At 75.7% G+C, this 2,958-nt stretch carries 2 protein-coding genes and 2 pseudogenes; 1 reads left to right on the top strand and 3 read right to left on the bottom strand.

Annotated features, from left to right (window positions below; genetic code table 11):
* From RIN80_RS23535 to RIN80_RS23525, 3 genes and pseudogenes are all read right to left on the bottom strand, one after another.
* A pseudogene (locus tag RIN80_RS23535) lies at nt 1-721 on the bottom strand (hypothetical protein); the annotation flags it as partial.
* Complete coding sequence (locus RIN80_RS23530) at nt 718-1,521, bottom strand: hypothetical protein (RefSeq protein ID WP_375141788.1); 804 nt, start codon at nt 1,519-1,521, stop codon at nt 718-720. The gene RIN80_RS23530 and the pseudogene RIN80_RS23535, both read right to left, overlap by 4 nt.
* Before the next feature lie 110 nt (nt 1,522-1,631).
* Nucleotides 1,632-2,010: pseudogene (locus tag RIN80_RS23525) on the bottom strand (protein phosphatase).
* A 113-nt stretch (nt 2,011-2,123) separates the two neighbouring features.
* Here RIN80_RS23525 and RIN80_RS23520 point away from each other — a divergent pair.
* Nucleotides 2,124-2,927, top strand: coding sequence for a nuclease-related domain-containing protein (locus RIN80_RS23520; RefSeq protein WP_309097636.1), 804 nt, complete (start codon nt 2,124-2,126; stop codon nt 2,925-2,927).
* Nucleotides 2,928-2,958: the final 31 nt, after the last annotated feature.

The following is a 2,958-nucleotide window of genomic DNA, read 5'->3' as shown; positions in this document are numbered from 1 at the left end:
GCCGCGCTGGGGTCGTCGGCTGCGCCGGGGTGCTCGGCTGCGCCGGGTCCGTCGGCTGCGCCTGCTTCTTCAGCCACGCCGGTTTCCCCGGCCGCGCCGGGTCGTCCGGCCGTGCCGGGTTCCTGAGACGCGTCCGGTCCCTCGGCCCCGGGCGGGGACGGGTGCGAGGATCGTTCACGCGCGCGTCCAGGTCGCCCGCGCTGATCCGCCGCGCCACCAGCGCCGTGGCGTGCAACCGCCGGGTCACCCGCGTCACCGCGAACGCTCCGACCAGCAGCGTCGCCCCGATCGCCAGCCCCGACGACCACAGGATCGCCCGGTCCAGCCCGTCGATGGTGCTCGCCTGCTGGGAGTAGTCGACCGCCACCGCCAGGGCCCGGCCGCCGTCCACAGGTCCAGCCGCCCACATCACGGGGCGCCCCTCCAGGTCCGCGACCATCGTGCCCCGGTCGCCGTCGACCGCCAGCTCCCGCAGGGACCCGGGCAGCCCCGGCGGATCCACCCCGGCGCCCCGCCGCAGCGCGTCCCCGGCCTCGTACCGCTCGGTCGCCTGCGCAAGCCGCTGCAGCGCCTGCTGACGGGCCTGGCCGACGGTCTGGTTCGTCACCTGCACGTGCACCAGGACGCCGAGCAGGGCGGCGAGCGCGCAGCACATCACCGTGATGAAGACGGCGGCCTTCACGGCGAGCGTCCCGGACCACCGGGGCAGCACGGCTCTCATCCGCCGCTCGCGGAGGGCGAGACCGACGGGGAGGGCGAGGCGGAGGGCGAGGCGGAGGACGGGGCCGACGGGTGCCGGGAGTGCCCCCGCGGGCCGGTGCGCAGCATCTCGTCGTGGGTGAGGAGCATGGCCCGCTGGTCCCGGTCCCAGGTCCACTGCAACCGGTACTCGTAGCCCGCGACCTCCGACGGCGACCGGATGACCAGGGAACGCCCCGCCAGCTCGACGCCGCTGAGCGCGTCCTCCCACGCCATCACCTGCATGAGCCGGTCCTTGTCGACGGTGTAGACCCGCACGGCCGTGGTCTGGCCGGGCAGCAGCCGGAATCCCAGCGTCAGATCGTCGCGCCCGTCACCGGTCAGGTCCCGGTAGTACGGCCTGAGTACGGGGCACTCCCCGTGCCCCGGGCCCCTGGCGCAGTCGGCCATCCGGCGGTTGGTGTCGCGGTAGGGCGCCTTGTCGCCGGCGTAGTCGCCGGGGTTGGCGTCGATCTCGGCCCGGACGATCCCGACCGGGTCCACCCGGCGGATGTCCCCGTCGGCGGGGACCTCGACGCCCTTGACCGGCTCCGTGTTCACCTCGCCGATCTCGAAGGCAGGACTGGACGCCGGGGTCAGTTCCGGCCAGAGCCGCGCGGGGCCGACCGCCGTCGGGGTGGACCCCGCGCCCTCCAGCTCCCCGGCGTCCCCGCAGCCCGCGGCGGCCGCCAGCACCAGCACGCCGGCGACGGCCCGGCGCACGACCCGGCCGAGCCGGCGCTCAGGAGGGCCGGGGCGGCTTCCGGGACGGCTGCGGGGCACTGCACTCCTACGGTTCACGGTTCCTCACGTGGCGCGGACACGACCGTCGGCCGCGTACACCTTATTCGTAGGGAAGTCCCATTTGCGCGCGAGGGCGGCCGTGTGCCGTGCTACTCGGTCGGCTCCTCCAGCAGCCGGGCCGTGGCCGGCCCGGCCCGCAGGCACTCGACGAACAGGTCGTTGTGCAGCGCCCGGGGCGAGCGGCGCTCCCGGAGCAGCCGGATCGCCGCCTCGGCGGAGCTGCCCCGGCGCATCAGCGCGCGCGGCGACCAGCCCCGAGCGGTTGTAGCCGCGGTAGCAGCGGCCACACCTGTGCGGCACGCCGGATCCGGCCCGTGCCCCGGCAACCGCAGCAGCGTCCGCACCAGGTCGGCTCCTCCCGTACTACGGCGAACTCCGCATGGCCCGTCGACCCCGTGTACGCGTGACCCCCCTCCACAGCCCGGGGACGACCTCGTTCCAGACGAGGGCCCGCGCGGCGTCGACCAGGCACGGCGTCCTCCCGGCGGCCGATCCGCCGGCAGGCCCAACTCCTCCCCACGGGATCCGGGTTCTTGCACCGGCAGCACCCCGCCTGTTCCCATGGTCGGGGGTGATGCCGCATGAACGGACTGCGCGTCGTACCGACCTGGCGGCACGGCCGTGAGCGGCTGTACGTCTGCCTCCCGGACGGCAGGAACATCGCCTGGTACGACCGGGAGGCGGCCCGGGTCAACCTCCTCGGCGCGGACCGCGAGAACGACGTCATGAGGGCCCTCGGCCCCTTCATCACCGGCCCGGTCACGGTCGGACCGCCGCCCGTGCCCACCCCGGCGGAACTGGCCCGCCTCGCCCTCCACCCCGACGACGACCTGGCCCCCAACCGCCCGGGCGAGGCCCTGCTCGTCGCCCTCGACCGCGACCCCGGCCCGGCCCGCAGGCTGCGGCCCGATCCTCGTCGCAGGGCCCTGGAGGCCGAGCAGGCGGTCGGCGACGCCCTGGACCGGCTGGACGGCGCTGGCTGGCACGCCCTGCACTCGGTGCCGCTGCCCGGCGGCGACCGCGTCCACCATCTGCTGATCGGCCCCGGCGGCCTGTTCGCCCTGCACACGCTTCACGCCCGCAGGCACCGCGTGACCATCGCCGACCCCCTGGTCACCGTGGGCCGCCGTGACCCCCACCCCCTCCTGCGCGCCGTCCGCGCCGCCGCCGACCGGGCCTCCTACGCCCTGACGGCCGAGGTCCGCCCCGTCCTCGTCCTGGTGGACCCGGCGGCGGTGACCGTCCCCACGGCCCCTCGCGAGGTCCACGTCCTGACCGACGCGCAGCTGGACGCCCTGTCCCGGCAGGGGGGCGTCCTGAAACCGGCGGACGTGGAGGCCCTGCACGCGATGGCCCGCGACCGGAACACGTGGCAAAGGGTCTGAGGAATCCCGGGCCGGGAGCCCATCGTCTGAC

It is taken from the genome of Streptomyces sp. (assembly GCF_031181705.1).
Taxonomy (GTDB): Bacteria; Actinomycetota; Actinomycetes; order Streptomycetales; family Streptomycetaceae; genus Streptomyces.
Note: the sequence above shows the minus strand (reverse complement) of the source record. Positions and strands in the feature narration are given on the sequence as shown.